This window comes from Pseudomonas sp. B21-040 (assembly GCF_024748695.1).
Lineage (GTDB): Bacteria > Pseudomonadota > Gammaproteobacteria > Pseudomonadales > Pseudomonadaceae > Aquipseudomonas.
Map to the genome: position 1 here is coordinate 2,596,011 of NZ_CP087176.1, position 14,009 is coordinate 2,610,019.

Genomic DNA, 14,009 nt, shown 5'->3' on the forward strand with positions numbered 1-14,009 from the left:
GACAGGGCTCAAAGCCCCGGGCGTTGGAGAGCTTGCCATGGACCGTCTATTGGTTGCCGTCGAACCGGCGTTGTTGGACTGTGTGCCGTCTCGTTTTTCCAGTGAGCAATTGGCTCAGGCGCGAGCCTTGGCCAGCAGTTCCGGCGAACGGGTCCTGGACGCCCTCGGGGAGTTATGCGAACTGGCCCCGATGCCCTTCATCCAGTGCCTGGGCACCACCCTGCATTATCCGGTGCTCGACACCGACAGCCTGTTCAAGTCCACCCCGGTATTCGACCGGGTCACCCTGGCCCAATGCCTCAAGCGCGAATTCATTCTGCTGCGCCACGACGATGCGGTCATTGGCGTGTTTGCCGACCCGTTTGATACGGCGCGCCTGGCCTGGATCGACGACTGCCTGCACGGTGCGCCGCTGTACCTGGTGCATGCCGATGACCTCAAGGCCTACCTGGCCCGTCACGAAGAAAGCTTCCACGCGGTGGAGTCGCTCAATGCCCAATCCGATGGCACCATCGAAATCGATAACCTGCAAAGCCTGTCCCTGACCAGCATCAGCGAAGACTCCAGCGTCGTCGTCAAACTGGTCAACTCGACCCTCTACGACGCCTTGAAAATGCACGCCAGTGACATCCACCTGGGCACTACCGGCAGCGGTCTGGTGATCAAGTACCGGATCGATGGCGTGCTGAACAACATCAGTAAAATCCAGGGGTGCGAGTTCGCCGAGCAGGTCATCTCCCGGGTCAAGGTCATGGCCGAACTGGACATCGGCGAAAAACGCGTGCCCCAGGACGGTCGCTTCAAGATCGGCATCAGTGGCCGGCAAATCGACTTCCGGGTATCGATCATGCCGAGCATTTTCGGTGAAGACGCCGTGTTGCGGGTGCTCGACAAACAGGACCTGGCCGACAAGGTCAGCGGCGTGCAATTGCAGGCGCTGGGCTTCGAAGAAGAAACCCTGCGCCAACTACGGCGCCTGGCCAGCGAACCTTATGGCATGGTGCTGGTCACCGGGCCTACCGGTAGCGGTAAAACCACCACGTTGTACGCGATGATCACCGAGATCAACCACGGCGTGGACAAGATCATCACCATTGAAGACCCGGTGGAATATCAACTGCCGGGCGTGCTGCAAATCCCGGTCAACGAAAAGAAAGGCCTGACTTTCGCCCGTGGTTTGCGCTCGATCCTGCGTCATGACCCGGACAAGATCATGGTCGGTGAAATCCGCGACCCTGAAACCGCGCAAATCGCCGTGCAATCGGCGCTCACCGGGCACCTGGTGTTCACCACCATCCACGCCAACAACGTGTTCGACGTGATCGGCCGTTTCACCCAAATGGAAATCGACCCCTACAGCCTGGTGTCGGCCCTCAACGCGGTGCTGGCGCAACGTTTGATCCGACTGGTCTGCGCCAGTTGCAGCGCGCCTGTCACCCCTACCGACGATGAATTGCTGGCTTCGGGCCTCGACCCTCAACAGGTCGGGCATTACCAGTTTGTGCATGGCAAGGGCTGCGGCCACTGCCGGGGCACGGGCTATCGCGGGCGCAGTGCGATCGCCGAGCTGCTGCACCTGGACGACGAGCTGCGGCAAATGATTGTCGAGCGCCAACCCATTTCGAAAATCAAGGCCCACGCCTGCAAACGTGGCTTGCGCCTGCTGCGCGAGTCGGCACTGGAACTGGTGCAGCAGGGGCGGACCACGCTGGAGGAGATCAATCGTGTCACTTTTATCTCGTGATCGATATGTCGCCGTACTCGGCGCCAGTGGTGTTGGCCTTGGCCAGCGCCGTGGCAGCGAAACCCTGTGGCTGGGCAGCGTCGGCTTCATCGACGAAGGCTTCCATGCCTGGGCCGTCGCCCTCGAAACCCTCGACCGTTTGCTGGGCGAGCACGCGCCTGCCGGTGCGGAGCTTTGCGTGGTGATCTCCGGACACTTCAGCCGTTTTTGCCTGGTGCCCTGGAGCGAAGCGATCAGCAGCCCCGACGAACTGCTCGGGTTCGCCCAACTGTGCTTCGAAGACCTTTATGGTGTTCCCACCCAGCCCTGGAGCATGGTGCTGTCGGCCGAGCCTGCGGGTTACGACCGCATCGCCACCGCACTGCCGCAAGACCTGCTGACACGCCTGCGCAGCCTGGTCAGCGGTCGCGGTCTGCGTTTGCGTTCGGTGCAGCCGTACTTGATGGCCGCGTTCAACCACTTCGACAAGAGTTTTGACCACGGCGACTTTCTGTTTGTGGTCGCCGAACCGGTGCGCAGTGTGTTGTTGCTGGCGCGGGAAGGGCGCTGGGTGTCGGTGCGTTCGGTGGGCAGCAGTGACAGCGATGCCGCACTGACCGCACTGATCGGTCGTGAAAGCCAATTGCAGGCCTCCACCAGCGAACGGCCGCTCCATCTCTACCTGCATGCGCCGGCCCGCATCGACTCACATCCAGACGTGCCGGGCGTGCAGTTGCGCACCCTTGAAGAAGACCAGGCATCCGTACGCGACAGTTTGTACGTCATGTCCCGGGCGGTGGCCTGACATGCGCCCGCTGATGCTCGACTTCCAGCCGCGTCGCCGTTCCGGTCCATTGGGCTGGAGCTTGCTGGGCGGTGGCGTGGTACTGGCGCTGGTGTGCGTCTTCGTCCAGCAACACCTCAATGACGAGGCCTCGCAGCAGCAAGGACATTTGCAGCACGCCCAGCGTGTCCTCACCGGAGACACCGGCAGCAAACCCACGCTGACCCCGGCCGAAACCCGCGAGCAGGCACAGAACCTGGCGGAAATGCGCAAGGTTTCACAGCAACTGCGCCGGCCATGGGAGCGTCTGTTCGCCATGCTCGAAGCCATGCCGCGCGACAACATCGCCTTGCTGGCGCTGACCCCGGACGCACGCAAAGGTCAGGTGCGGATCAGCGCCGAGGCGCGGGATCTGGAAGCCATGCTCGAATTTCACCAGCGTCTGGAAGCCAGCGAAGAGCTGTCCGACGTGTCGTTGCTCAGCCACGAAATCGTCGCCAACGTGCCGGAACACCCGGTGCAATTCAACCTGTCGGCCAGTTGGGAGATCGGCGATGCGAATCCCTAGATTGATCGTCCACGAATACCTGCAAGGCCTGGGCGTTCCTGGTCTGGCGGGCATGGCGCTGCTGGTGGTCGGCTTGGTGTATGGCCTGGGCGCGTTGATGCCGGACTGGCAAGCGCTGCAACAGCTGAGCCAGCAAACCCGCGAAGCCGGCGAGTACCTGGCCAAGGTTGAAGACGGCAGCGTCGCCGCCCCGGTGGTGCCGCAGCGCCAACTCGACGACTTCCGCAGCAAACTGCCGGCCCAGCCTCAGGCCACCGTGGCCATCGACAAAATCTACGCACTGGCCACGCAGGAACACATCACCCTGAGCCGCGGTGAGTACTCACTGGGCATCGACCCCAAGACGCACCTGGCCCGTTACCAGATTCTGCTGCCGGTGCGGGGCAGCTATCCGCAACTGCGGCGCTTCCTGCACGCCTTGCTCGGCCAGTTACCGGCGGTGGTGGTGGAGGACCTGGAGTTGCAGCGTAAAAAGATCGCCGACACCGACCTGACCGGGCGGATCCGCATGACCCTTTACCTGTCGAGGTCATGATGAATACCAAACGTGTAGCGGGTTGGGTGGCGTTCTTCGGCGTGGCCGCGGGGCTGGCCTGGGGGCCTCAATACTTCCAGCAGGCGGACGACGGTGATAATTCGTCCACCGCCGTGGCAACCGCCGGCAAAAGCAAAACCGGTGGCGCGCTGTCGGCGGCATCCGCCAATGGCAAACCGGCGGTGATCAAGGACCTGAGCCCCTCCGGCGACCTGTTTTCCTCCCGCAGCTGGAAGCCGGCGCCGACCCTGGCCAGCGTCACCGAACAACAACTCGTCAACCAGACCCCGGTGGTACAAGCCCCCAGCGTACCGCCGATGCCATTCCAGTTCGTTGGCAAGCTTGATGACCATTCCGACCTGCAAATATTTTTGCTGAGCGGCGAAAAAATATACGTCGTACGCAAAGGGGATGTGATCGACGACACATGGAAGATCGAGCGGATATCCGATATGGAACTCAGCTTTGTCTACTTGCCTCTGCATTTGTCCCAGACTTTGTCTGTGGGGAGCGCGCAATGAACAGATCCCGTTTGCTGTTGAGCGTTTGCATCACTGCAGCGCTGGCTGCGTGCAGTTCGGCGCAGGTCGCTAACCAGGAGGCCACTGCACTGATCGAATCAGGGCAGTATGAAGCCGGCCTGGCACGCATTGAGGAAGGGTTGCGCGAAGACCCTCGCGATACTCAACTGCACATAGCCCTCAACAGCGGACGTGCCCTGGCAGTCAAGACGTTATTGACCCAGGCAGACATGGACCGCACACAACGCGATTTTGCTTCGGCGCGCATGGCCTACCACCGGGTATTGAACATCGAGCCGAACAACCGTCGCGCCCAGGACGCGCTGCACCAACTCGACTACCTGCGCAGCATGGATGAAAAACTCGAACTGGCCCGTGGCGATCTGCGCCGTGGCGATATCTACGGTGCCGACCGTCAGGTCAAACAGATCCTCGAACTCGACCCCAAGAACGAGGGGGCCATGGAGTTGCAAGGCAACATCCGCCTGGTGCAGAGCCGCAACGTGGTGCCGTACCCACAGCTGCGTACTCGTCTGGACCGGCCGGTGACCCTGGAGTTTCGCGACGCCAACTTGAAAACCATCTTCGAAGTCTTGTCCCAGGTGGCAGGGTTGAATTTCATCTTCGACAAAGACCTGCGCCCGGACATGAAAGCCACGATCTTCGTGCGTGACGTGCGCATTGAGGACGCCGTGCAACTGCTGCTGCAACAGAACCAGTTGCACCAGAAAGTGGTGAATGAGAACACCTTGCTGATCTACCCGGATTCACCACAGAAACTCAAGGACTACCAAGAGCTGGTGATGCGCACGTTTTACCTGACCAGCATTGATGCGAACACCGCACTGAACATGGTCAAAACCATGCTCAAGACCCGCGACGTGTTTGTCGACGAACGCCTCAACACCTTGACCATGCGCGACACTGAAGACGCCGTTCGCATGGCGGAAAAGCTCCTGCAATCGCAAGACCAGTCCAATCCGGAAGTGGTACTGGAAGTGGAAGTGATGGAAGTCGCCACCCAGCGGATTCTCGACCTTGGCCTGCAATGGCCGAACACCTTCGGCGTGATCAATAGCGATGGTTCGGCGGTGTCCGTTCTCGATCAACTCAAAGGCATCGACTCCAGCCGGATCACCATCAACCCATCGCCTCAGGCCAAGATCAACGCCCAGGACAAAGACATCAACACCCTGGCCAGCCCGGTGATTCGGGTCAGCAACCGCGAACAGGCGCGCATCCACATCGGTCAGCGCGTGCCGATCATCAGCGCCACCTCGGTGCCTTCGACCCAGGGCCCGGTGATCACCGAAAGCGTGACCTACCTTGACGTCGGTCTCAAGCTCGAAGTGCAACCCATCGTGCACCTGAACAACGAAGTGGCGATCAAGATCGCGCTCGAAGTCAGTAACGCCACGCCGCTGACGCCGACCGCTCAGGGCACCATTCCGGTCCAGGTCGATACCCGCAATGCACAAACCACGCTGCGTCTGCATGACGGTGAAACCCAGATTCTCGCCGGCCTGATGCGTGATGACCATGGCAGCACCGGCAACAAGATTCCCGGCCTTGGCGACATTCCCGGTTTGGGCCGCTTGTTTGGCAGCAACAAGGACGACGTCAGCAAATCCGAGTTGGTGCTGTCGATTACCCCGCGGATCGTGCGCAACCTGCCGTACCAGAGCCCATCGGACATGGAATTCACGACCGGTACCGAAACCAGCATGCACATCCAGGCCCCGGACCGCCGGATGGAACCGCAGATCCAGAATGAGCACATTGATCGGCCAATGACTGGCATCAGCACCGAAGTGACTGTTGGCCGGCCGGTGGCGGCAGCCACCACTCAAGTGACCGTTGGCCGGCCGGTGGCGGCCGCTACCACTCAAGTGACCATTGAGAAGCCTTGATCATGAACGCCTCGCAACGTGGTTTTACCTTGATCGAAGTCGTTGTGACGCTGGCCCTGATCGGCCTGCTGGCCGGCATGGCCGCGCCGCTGACCGAGACCGTGGTGCGCCGGGGCAAAGAGCAAGAGATGCGCGCCGCGCTGTACCAGATTCGCGACGCCATCGACGCCTACAAACGTGCCTTTGATGCCGGTTATATCGAGAAGACGCTCAACAGCAGCGGTTATCCACCGAACCTCAAAGTGTTGGTGGACGGCGTGCGCGATGTGCGCAGCGCCAAGGGGGCCAAGTTCTACTTTTTGCGTCGGGTGCCTCATGACCCGCTGGCCACGGTCAAGCGTGACGACGACGGTGGTTGGGGCGTGCGCTCTTATGACAGTTCGGCTGAAAACCCGCAGGAGGGCGAAGACGTCTTTGACGTTTATTCCAAGACCCGCGGCAAAGGGCTCAACGGCATCGCGTACCGGGAGTGGTGAGCATATGCGTCGAGAAAAGGGTTTTACCCTACTGGAACTGATGGTGGTCATGGCAATCATCGCGACGTTGATGACCATCGCCTTGCCGCGCTACTTCAACAGCCTTGAAGCGTCGAAAGAGACCACGTTGCGCCAGAGCCTGTCGGCCATGCGTGAAGCGCTGGACCACTATTACGGCGACACAGGGCGCTATCCCGATTCGCTCGATGAACTGGTCGAAAAGCGTTATCTGCGCAATTCACCGACGGATCCGATTGCCGAGCGCAAGGACACCTGGGTCTTGGTCGCGCCCCCTGACGGCGTGGCGGGCGGGGTGGCTGATATCAAAAGTGGAGCCACCGGGAGGGCGCATGATGGCAGCCTGTATTCCGAGTGGTAAGCCGGCCGACGAGGCGGGGTTCACTTACCTCGGTGTGCTGTTTCTGATCATGATCATGGGCATGGGCCTGGCCAGTGCCGGCGAGTTGTGGGCAACCGCTTCGCGCCGGGACCGCGAACGCCAATTGCTGTGGGTCGGGACCCAATACGCCCAGGCACTGCGCAGCTATTACCGCAGTTCGCCAGGTCTTGCGCAGTACCCCAAAGAGCTGGCCGACTTGATACAGGACGAGCGTTTCCCATCGCCCAAGCACCATCTGCGGCAGTTGTACCCGGACCCGATTAACGGAGGAGGTGAATGGGAGTTGATGCGCGGTTTCGATGGGCGCATCACGGGCCTCAGCAGCGCCTCGACGGACACGCCGCTCAAGCAGACTGACTTCCCCAGTCAATGGTCCGATTTCGCCGGGATGGCGAGCTACAAGGACTGGCAGTTCGTGGCCGAGAAAGCCTTCAATGATGGTGCGTCCGGGCCCAAGCCTCAGTCCCAGACCCCTCAGGCACTGGCGCCATGACGAGGCGCTGGCTGGCGGCAGTGATCCTCACGTGCGTGGCGTCCTTCGCCAGCGCCGCTGAAGAGGACGAAATGCTCGGTTTCATCGTCGATGACACGATCTCGCACATCGGCCACGACTTTTACTACTCGTTCAGTGAACGACTGCGTGCCTCCAGCCGGATGGATTTCAACCTGGTGGTCCGCGAACGTCCATCGGCGCGTTGGGGCAGCCTGGTGACCGTGGAATTTCGGCAGCGGCTGGTTTATCGGCGCTTCCTGCCGCCAAACACCGTGGAACTCAAGGACGAGGCCTATGAGGCAGCCGACTTGGTCCGCGCGCAGATTGTCCGGCAGAAGCTGGAGGCTTTATTGCAAGACACTACGGACCTGGAGAGGGACGAATTATGAAAACGAAAACGTTCTTGCAGTGCACCGGCATGCTACTGCTCGGGCTTGGAAGCGGTAGCGTGGTCCAGGCCACGGAGTTGGTTTACACCCCCATCAACCCCTCGTTCGGCGGCAACCCGTTGAACGGCACCTGGCTGCTCAACAACGCCCAGGCGCAGAACGACTACGACGACCCTGACCTGAAAAGCCGCACCGCTGTGGCCGGGACTTCGGCCCTGGAGCGGTTCACCAGTCAGTTGCAATCACGCTTGCTGGGGCAAGTGCTGGACAACATATCCTCGGGCAACTCGGGGAGCCTTTCTACCGACGCTTTTATCGTCAACGTTGTCGATGACTCCGGTGCACTGACCATTGAAGTGACGGACCGATCGACCGGTGAAGTGTCGGAAATTCAGGTGAATGGCCTGGCCCCTTGAGGGGGTTTTGGGACGATGGGGAGTTAGGGATATGAAAAAAATAATAGCGCTAGGGCTGATGGTGGCAATGTTGCAAGGCTGTAATCTGCGTCAGCCGATGTCGGCCGAGCAGGACACCGAAACCCCGACCCTGACACCTCGGGCGTCGACCTATTACGACTTGTTGGCCTTGCCTCGACCCAAGGGCCGGTTGATGGCAGTGGTGTACGGTTTTCGCGATCAGACGGGGCAATACAAACCGACCCCGGCGAGTTCGTTTTCGACCAGTGTGACTCAGGGTGCGGCGAGTATGTTGATGGATGCATTGCAGGCCAGCGGCTGGTTTGTGGTGCTGGAACGTGAAGGTCTGCAGAACCTGCTGACCGAGCGCAAGATCATTCGTGCCTCGCAAAAAAAACCTAATACGCCGGTGAATATCCAGGGTGAGCTGCCTCCGCTGCAAGCGGCGAACATGATGCTCGAGGGCGGGGTCATTGCCTATGACACCAATGTGCGCAGTGGCGGGGAGGGCGCGCGTTATCTGGGGATCGATATTTCCCGGGAGTATCGGGTGGATCAGGTGACGGTGAACTTGCGGGCGGTGGATGTGCGCAGTGGGCAGGTGCTGGCTAACGTGATGACGAGCAAGACGATTTATTCCGTTGGCCGCAGTGCGGGGGTGTTCAAGTTTATCGAGTTCAAGAAGTTGCTTGAGGCTGAGGTGGGGTACACCACGAACGAGCCGGCGCAGTTGTGTGTGTTGTCGGCGATTGAGTCGGCTGTGGGGCATTTGCTGGCGCAGGGGATTGAGCGGAAGTTGTGGCAGGTGGCGGGGGATAATACGCCTGACGCTAATGCGACGCTGGACCGGTACCTGACTCAGACCAAGGTTGATCCGGAGAGTGAGTGAGCGCCGGGGCGGCCTTCGGGTCGACCTGGCTCTTCCCTTGATGTACCCAGGTCAAAGTAGGGAAGCTGGCTGCGATTGGCCGATTGATACCCTTTCTCAAAGACGGCTATCGAAACGGATACTCGTATCGATATTCGTTCGTCTATTCAACTAAAAAGTAATTAGCTAATAACCGTGGTCTTATAGCTTTTCGCTGAATTTAATCGAGGCTTAAGCATATGGATGCACTTATATCTTTATAATAATTTGTGATTAGTCAGGGCTGCTTTTATGTCTTTATGATCTGTCTCACAACAACTCGTGAGACAGGAGGTAGCTCGATGGCAATTCAAATCAAACCGGTCGCGGGTCGAATTGGCGCGCAATTGGAAGGCGTTAAATTAGATGGACATATCAGTGCTGAACAATTCGAGTTTATTAATCAAGCACTGCTGAAATACAAAGTTCTGTTCTTTCGCGACCAACATCTGGATGACGCTGAACACGAAGCCTTTTCCCGGCGCTTCGGTGACCAGGTGCCGCATCCAACCGTACGTTCTGCTGAGCAAAGCACCGCCATTCTGAACCTTGATGCCAAGGAAACCCGGGCCAATTCCTGGCATACCGATGTGACCTTCGTTGCCAATTACCCGAAAATATCCATCTTGCGCGGTGTGGTCATTCCGCCTTACGGCGGCGACACGGTATGGGCTAATACGGCGGCAGCCTACGCTGATTTGCCCGAGCCATTAAAACAACTTGCAGATAATCTGCGCGCGTTACACACCAACTTATATGACTATGCGGCGCCGCGTAATACCGATGAGTCGGGTATTAAACGTTATCGCGAACAGTTTGCGGCTGAAGTCTACGAGACTGAACATCCATTGGTGCGGGTGCATCCGGAGTCGGGTGAAAGAAGTTTGTTGTTGGGGCACTTTGTCAAACAGATACAGGGCGTAAGTCATGGTGATTCGAAACAACTGATTCGCTTGTTCCACGACCGTATTACCCATGTCGACAACACTGTGCGCTGGCGCTGGCAGGAGGGCGATGTGGTGATCTGGGACAACCGCGCCACGCAGCACATTGCGATCAACGACTACGGCGACGCCCAGCGCATCGTGCGCCGGACCACCATCGACGGTGATGTGCCGGTGGGGGTGGATGGTCGCTTGAGCCAGGCGATCAAGCCAAGCCCGGACACCCGCTCGCCGAAAACCGAAGCCGACAAAAAACATCTCGCCGCCTGACCGGCCGACTCTCATTGATTCAAGGAAGACGTGTCCATGGCCTCATTCAAAGCTGATTTCCTGTTTCGCAAGGGCCGCATCGCTGCCGCGCTCGCGGTGGTACTGGCGGTACCGTTGGCCCAGGCTGATGTAGTGCGTATTGGTGTAGCGACGGCGGGCGGCGGTGACCCGGTCACCTTCAGTGGCTCGACGTTGGGCATCGTGCGTAACCAGCAATTGTTGGAGAAAGCCTTCGCTGGAAGCGGAACCGAGGTGCAATGGTTCTTCTTCAAGGGGGCGGGGCCGGCTGTCAACGAAGCCTTGTCAAACCAGCAACTCGACTTCGCTTACCAGGGCGATCTGCCCGCAGTCGTCGGGCGCTCCAATGGACTGGACACCAAGTTGCTGGCGGCATTGGGCGTACGCGCCAATCTTTACCTGGCCGTGCCCAAGGGCTCTCCCATCAAAAGCATTGAGGATCTGAAAGACAAAAAAGTCGCCCTGTTTCGTGGCACCAACGGCCACCTGGTGGCAATCAACCTCTTGGCGGAGCACGGTCTTACCGAACGCGAAATCAAGGTGATCAACCTCGATACCGGCAGCACTCAAGCTGCATTGGTATCCAATGGGGTAGATGCCGCATTTGGCGGTCGCGAACTGTTCAAACTGCGCGATAAAGGCCTGATCGACATCGTTTACGACAATCCCACTCAGGATGTGCGCTACACCCGGCAGACTGCACTGGTGGTTCGGGGGGGCTATGAAAAAGAACACCCGGACAACGTGCAAAAGGTCGTCGATACGCTAGTGGACGCGGCGAAATGGACGTCGGAAGACAGCCATCGTGACGCGGTCTTCACTGAATGGGCCAAGAGTAATGAGCCTGCAGAATCACTGCGCGCCGACTTTACCGGGGTCAGCATCAGGGACAGGGCTTCGCCTCTGGTCGACAACTTCTTGCTGAGTCGCTATCAGGCTGTGGCGGATCAAGCCAAGGAAGAAAAACTGATCCGTCGCCCCGTCAGTATCGATGGCTGGTTCGAGACCCGTTATTTGCAGAAATCCCTCAAAACCAAGGGGCTTGAGAATTACTGGACGCCCTACGGACCGGATGGCAAACAGCCGGCTGGTAATGCAGTAGCGGCCGCGACCAGCAAGCAAGGGAGCTAGGTAAATGGCCAGGGCACAGACCGTCAGACTAGAGCCGTACACGGCGCCGGCACCGAACGATAACGTCAAACGTTTTCCACCGTCACCGGCCCGCCCAGTACGCAAGGTTGAGGTGTCGCGCACCTCAGCCTGGCGCGTCAGTCTGGGTGACAAGGCCTTGCCCTGGCTGTTGCCGCTGGTGTTGCTGGGCTTATGGTACCTGGGGGTGGAACGCGGCTGGCTTTCAGAGCAGGTTCTGCCACCACCCGTCTACGTTTACCAGACCTTGTCGGACCTGGTCTCCAGCGGTGATCTCTGGCTCAACGCGTCTGCCAGCCTGCAGCGGGTGGTCGTCGGATTTACATTGGGCGCCTTGATCGGCATCGCTCTGGGCCTGGCCATGGGATTGTCCAGGACCCTGGAGGATTATCTGTTACCCACCTTCAACGCACTGGTGCAAATACCGGTATTGGGCTGGTTACCGTTTGCCCTGTTGCTGTTTGGTATCGGTGAGACGCTCAAGTATGTGCTGATTGCCAAGGCGGCCTTGGTGCCGATCACGCTGTGTACCTTGCAGGCTTTCCGCCAGGCGCCCAAAGGGTTGTTGGAAGTCGGCCGGGCCTACGGTTTCAGTCGTCGGCAAAGCGTCACCTCCATCGTCTTGCCTGCGGCGATCCCGACGTTGTTTACCGGTTTGCGTCTGGGCTTCACCAAAGCCTGGTTATCGCTGGTAGTGGTCGAATTGGTGGCATCGAGTGAGGGGCTGGGGTACCTGATCGTCTACGGGCGTCAGCTATTTCAACTGGACATGGTGATGGCGGCCGTCGTGGTGGTGGGTGCGCTGGGCCTGTTGATAGACCGCGGTTTCGATTACGCGGAGAAACGCCTCAATCGGGGGCGGCCAACTGCCGGGGGGCGCCTGTCATGAGTGCGATCTTGTCAGTCGGTCGCGGTAGCCGCCGATATCGCGGTTGGATCTTGCCCATTGCCGCCATAGCCGTCTGGTGGCTGGCTTCAAACCAGGGATGGAGCCAATCGGGGCTGTTCGTTTCGCCAGAAAAAGTCGCTGCTACGGCCTGGGATCAAATGGCCTCGGGCAAATTCTGGCGGGCAATTTCTGCCAGTCTGGCGCGCAACCTCAGTGGCTTTTTTATCGGTACCACGCTGGGCCTGGTACTGGGTTGCCTGTTGGGCCTGTCGCGGTATTTCGAGCGATTAGTCGGACCGAGCTTCAATACCTTCAAGCAAATCTCTCTGTTCGCCTGGATTCCGTTGATCTCGGTGTGGTTCGGCCTGGGCGATGTGGCCAAGGTGGTGTTCTTGTCATTGGCAGCACTGGTGCCGGTGGTGGTGAATACCTGTGACGGTTTGCGCAACGTCCCGCCCAACCTGTTGGAGGTGGCGCGGGTGTATGGCTTCACCCGTTGGCAAACCATCATCGGGGTGATGCTGCCTTCCGCCTTACCGTCGATTTTCACGGGGCTTTACCTGGCGCTGGTCTATTCCTGGCTGGCGACCATCGGCGCGGAGTACCTGTTGGTATCAGGGGAGGGGATTGGCAACACGCTGATTGATGGCAGCGAACATTTCATGATGGACCTGGTGTTGTTTGGAATGGTGATTATCGGCCTGGTGGGCTGGGGCCTCAACGCATTGGCGCGGACACTTGAGCGGCGGATGCAGCGCCTGTATGGCATCGCTCCTCGTTGATTGGCACTTTCAAAAGGATCGCAACATGCTCAACAACGGCCTGACCCTGGAAAACATCAGCAAGCGTTTCGCTTCCCGACCGGGTAGTTCGACTCAATTGCAAGTACTCGACAACATCCAGCTCGACATTGCACCGGGCGAGTTCATCAGCATCGTCGGCGCCAGTGGCTGCGGCAAATCCACGCTGCTGCGACTGATACTTGGCCTGGACGAAGAATACGACGGGCGCATCCTGCTCGATGGCAAACCCATTGACGGCACTGGCCTGGAACGCGGCATCGTCTTTCAGGATCACCGCTTGTTCCCTTGGCTCAACGTCGAGCAGAACGTCGCTGTTGGCCTCAAGAACTCACCCCTGAGCGCCCGGCAGAAACGCGACACTGTGCGCGAGCACGTCGAACTGGTCGGCTTGCACGATTTTATCGATGCCTATCCGCATCAGATATCCGGCGGCATGGCGCAACGCGTGGCGATAGCCCGCGGCCTGGTCAACCGACCGAGCGTGCTGTTGCTGGATGAACCGCTGGGTGCACTCGATGCCTTGACCCGTGCGCGCCTGCAGGGCGAGCTGCAAAACATTTGGCTCAAGGAAAAAATCACCATGATCCTGGTCACCCACGATGTGGATGAGGCGGTATTCCTCGGCGATCGGGTGGTGGTCATGCAGCCCAATCCCGGCCGCATCCGACGCATTGTCGACATCGATCTACCGCGCTCGCGCAACCGCAGTGACAGCCGCTTCATCGCCCTGCGCGACGATGTGCTGAGTGATTTCGCCGAGCTGCACTAAGCCTTTGCGCCGCGCGCGAGCTCATCTTTTTAAGCGTGTTTTTTC

Annotated in this window: 17 protein-coding genes; all 17 read left to right on the forward strand. The window is 59.3% G+C overall.

Annotation, left to right across the window (positions count from 1 at the left end; translation table 11 throughout):
• Positions 1–37: 37 nt before the first annotated feature.
• The 17 genes from LOY55_RS11930 to LOY55_RS12010 all read left to right on the forward strand — a co-directional run bounded on the left by LOY55_RS11930 (position 38) and on the right by LOY55_RS12010 (position 13,964).
• A complete protein-coding gene (locus LOY55_RS11930) occupies positions 38–1,744 on the forward strand; it encodes a GspE/PulE family protein (RefSeq protein WP_109787769.1) in 1,707 nt (568 codons plus the stop codon).
• The gene (locus LOY55_RS11935; RefSeq protein ID WP_223524199.1) at positions 1,725–2,528 is read left to right on the forward strand and encodes a hypothetical protein; all 804 of its coding nucleotides are present in this window, start codon (positions 1,725–1,727) and stop codon (positions 2,526–2,528) included. Before LOY55_RS11930 ends, LOY55_RS11935 begins: the two co-directional genes overlap by 20 nt.
• 1 nt (position 2,529) lies before the next feature.
• Positions 2,530–3,075 (forward strand): PilN domain-containing protein, encoded by a 546-nt coding sequence (locus LOY55_RS11940; protein ID WP_046027973.1) that lies wholly within the window; start codon positions 2,530–2,532, stop codon positions 3,073–3,075.
• Positions 3,062–3,610, forward strand: coding sequence for a GspMb/PilO family protein (locus LOY55_RS11945; protein WP_077430391.1), 549 nt, complete (start codon positions 3,062–3,064; stop codon positions 3,608–3,610). Before LOY55_RS11940 ends, LOY55_RS11945 begins: the two co-directional genes overlap by 14 nt.
• Positions 3,610–4,131, forward strand: a complete 522-nt coding sequence (locus LOY55_RS11950; protein WP_223524196.1) for a hypothetical protein — start codon at positions 3,610–3,612, stop codon at positions 4,129–4,131. The genes LOY55_RS11945 and LOY55_RS11950 overlap by 1 nt, the downstream gene beginning before the upstream one ends.
• A complete protein-coding gene (locus LOY55_RS11955) occupies positions 4,128–6,041 on the forward strand; it encodes a secretin N-terminal domain-containing protein (protein ID WP_046027970.1) in 1,914 nt (637 codons plus the stop codon). The genes LOY55_RS11950 and LOY55_RS11955 overlap by 4 nt, the downstream gene beginning before the upstream one ends.
• A gap of 2 nt (positions 6,042–6,043) precedes the next feature.
• Positions 6,044–6,517, forward strand: a complete 474-nt coding sequence (locus tag LOY55_RS11960) for a type II secretion system protein (RefSeq protein WP_223524193.1) — start codon at positions 6,044–6,046, stop codon at positions 6,515–6,517.
• 4 nt (positions 6,518–6,521) lie between these two features.
• Positions 6,522–6,896 carry a type II secretion system protein gene (locus tag LOY55_RS11965; protein WP_046027968.1) on the forward strand — a complete coding sequence of 125 codons (375 nt, stop codon included), beginning with the start codon at positions 6,522–6,524 and terminating at the stop codon, positions 6,894–6,896.
• Positions 6,871–7,410, forward strand: coding sequence for a type II secretion system protein (locus LOY55_RS11970; RefSeq protein WP_046027967.1), 540 nt, complete (start codon positions 6,871–6,873; stop codon positions 7,408–7,410). The genes LOY55_RS11965 and LOY55_RS11970 overlap by 26 nt, the downstream gene beginning before the upstream one ends.
• Positions 7,407–7,799: a curli production assembly/transport protein CsgE gene (gene csgE, locus LOY55_RS11975; protein ID WP_109787765.1), complete on the forward strand. Its 393-nt coding sequence runs from the start codon at positions 7,407–7,409 to the stop codon at positions 7,797–7,799. The genes LOY55_RS11970 and csgE overlap by 4 nt, the downstream gene beginning before the upstream one ends.
• A complete protein-coding gene (locus tag LOY55_RS11980; RefSeq protein ID WP_046027965.1) occupies positions 7,796–8,215 on the forward strand; it encodes a curli assembly protein CsgF in 420 nt (139 codons plus the stop codon). Before csgE ends, LOY55_RS11980 begins: the two co-directional genes overlap by 4 nt.
• A 31-nt stretch (positions 8,216–8,246) precedes the next feature.
• A complete protein-coding gene (locus LOY55_RS11985) occupies positions 8,247–9,104 on the forward strand; it encodes a CsgG/HfaB family protein (protein WP_109787764.1) in 858 nt (285 codons plus the stop codon).
• Between the two features lie 320 nt (positions 9,105–9,424).
• Positions 9,425–10,336, forward strand: a complete 912-nt coding sequence (locus LOY55_RS11990; protein ID WP_109787763.1) for a TauD/TfdA family dioxygenase — start codon at positions 9,425–9,427, stop codon at positions 10,334–10,336.
• A gap of 36 nt (positions 10,337–10,372) precedes the next feature.
• On the forward strand, positions 10,373–11,485 hold the full coding sequence (locus LOY55_RS11995) for an ABC transporter substrate-binding protein (protein ID WP_223524190.1): 1,113 nt from the start codon (positions 10,373–10,375) through the stop codon (positions 11,483–11,485).
• Positions 11,486–11,489: 4 nt separating this feature from the next.
• On the forward strand, positions 11,490–12,392 hold the full coding sequence (locus LOY55_RS12000) for an ABC transporter permease (RefSeq protein WP_223524188.1): 903 nt from the start codon (positions 11,490–11,492) through the stop codon (positions 12,390–12,392).
• On the forward strand, positions 12,389–13,174 hold the full coding sequence (locus LOY55_RS12005; RefSeq protein ID WP_046027960.1) for an ABC transporter permease: 786 nt from the start codon (positions 12,389–12,391) through the stop codon (positions 13,172–13,174). Before LOY55_RS12000 ends, LOY55_RS12005 begins: the two co-directional genes overlap by 4 nt.
• A gap of 25 nt (positions 13,175–13,199) precedes the next feature.
• A complete protein-coding gene (locus tag LOY55_RS12010; RefSeq protein WP_046027959.1) occupies positions 13,200–13,964 on the forward strand; it encodes an ABC transporter ATP-binding protein in 765 nt (254 codons plus the stop codon).
• Positions 13,965–14,009 lie beyond the last annotated feature (45 nt).

Excerpts from the sequence above, each read along its gene's own strand:
- LOY55_RS11930 (WP_109787769.1), top strand. The coding sequence starts at position 38 with ATGGACCGTCTATTGGTTGCCGTCGAACCGGCGTTGTTGGACTGTGTG.
- LOY55_RS11940 (WP_046027973.1), top strand. The coding sequence starts at position 2,530 with ATGCGCCCGCTGATGCTCGACTTCCAGCCGCGTCGCCGTTCCGGTCCA.
- LOY55_RS11945 (WP_077430391.1), top strand. The coding sequence starts at position 3,062 with ATGCGAATCCCTAGATTGATCGTCCACGAATACCTGCAAGGCCTGGGC.
- LOY55_RS11950 (WP_223524196.1), top strand. The coding sequence starts at position 3,610 with ATGAATACCAAACGTGTAGCGGGTTGGGTGGCGTTCTTCGGCGTGGCC.
- LOY55_RS11955 (WP_046027970.1), top strand. The coding sequence starts at position 4,128 with ATGAACAGATCCCGTTTGCTGTTGAGCGTTTGCATCACTGCAGCGCTG.
- LOY55_RS11960 (WP_223524193.1), top strand. The coding sequence starts at position 6,044 with ATGAACGCCTCGCAACGTGGTTTTACCTTGATCGAAGTCGTTGTGACG.
- LOY55_RS11965 (WP_046027968.1), top strand. The coding sequence starts at position 6,522 with ATGCGTCGAGAAAAGGGTTTTACCCTACTGGAACTGATGGTGGTCATG.
- LOY55_RS11970 (WP_046027967.1), top strand. The coding sequence starts at position 6,871 with ATGGCAGCCTGTATTCCGAGTGGTAAGCCGGCCGACGAGGCGGGGTTC.
- csgE (WP_109787765.1), top strand. The coding sequence starts at position 7,407 with ATGACGAGGCGCTGGCTGGCGGCAGTGATCCTCACGTGCGTGGCGTCC.
- LOY55_RS11980 (WP_046027965.1), top strand. The coding sequence starts at position 7,796 with ATGAAAACGAAAACGTTCTTGCAGTGCACCGGCATGCTACTGCTCGGG.
- LOY55_RS11985 (WP_109787764.1), top strand. The coding sequence starts at position 8,247 with ATGAAAAAAATAATAGCGCTAGGGCTGATGGTGGCAATGTTGCAAGGC.
- LOY55_RS11990 (WP_109787763.1), top strand. The coding sequence starts at position 9,425 with ATGGCAATTCAAATCAAACCGGTCGCGGGTCGAATTGGCGCGCAATTG.
- LOY55_RS11995 (WP_223524190.1), top strand. The coding sequence starts at position 10,373 with ATGGCCTCATTCAAAGCTGATTTCCTGTTTCGCAAGGGCCGCATCGCT.
- LOY55_RS12000 (WP_223524188.1), top strand. The coding sequence starts at position 11,490 with ATGGCCAGGGCACAGACCGTCAGACTAGAGCCGTACACGGCGCCGGCA.
- LOY55_RS12005 (WP_046027960.1), top strand. The coding sequence starts at position 12,389 with ATGAGTGCGATCTTGTCAGTCGGTCGCGGTAGCCGCCGATATCGCGGT.
- LOY55_RS12010 (WP_046027959.1), top strand. The coding sequence starts at position 13,200 with ATGCTCAACAACGGCCTGACCCTGGAAAACATCAGCAAGCGTTTCGCT.